Consider the following 529-nt stretch of genomic DNA (forward strand, 5'->3'; position numbering starts at 1 on the left):
GAACAGCCAAAATATGCCCGAATTCATGAATCACGATTAACACCAAAGTAATTGCCATATACATGAGCACGTTTAGCATCATGGAATCAAACAGGAAAATATCCTGATATTCAGGCAGTAGCCCGGGATGAATGATTGCAAGGAGAATATTGATACAAATAACCGCCACAAACAGTTTACTTGTTATTTTGTTAAAAAGGAGCTGCCCTACCCATGAAGGAATCCACATAAAGCCTTTTGGTGATTGACTTTTTTTGATAACCCGAATGGCTTCACCGTCAACCTCCTTGATGAGTCCAAGGGCAAGGAGCTGCTCCGCGAATTCGACTAAGTTTATATCATCATCCGGATAAGTTTGGATCAGATGCTGCTCTATGACTGCCAGTGATTCGCCTTGGTTAATTAGCTGAATGGCATCAATACAAACTTTCGGCATTTCAAAAAATTCACCCGAGAGGCTTTCTTCCACAATGTAATGCTTTTTATCTTGACGGATTGTTAAAGGATATAAAATGAGCTGAGATTGCAG

At 40.3% G+C, this 529-nt stretch carries 1 pseudogene; it reads right to left on the reverse strand.

Annotation, left to right across the window (positions count from 1 at the left end):
* A pseudogene (locus tag AC3G7N_RS22495) lies at positions 1–529 on the reverse strand (PqqD family protein); the annotation flags it as partial.

Source organism: Virgibacillus carmonensis, assembly GCF_057836705.1.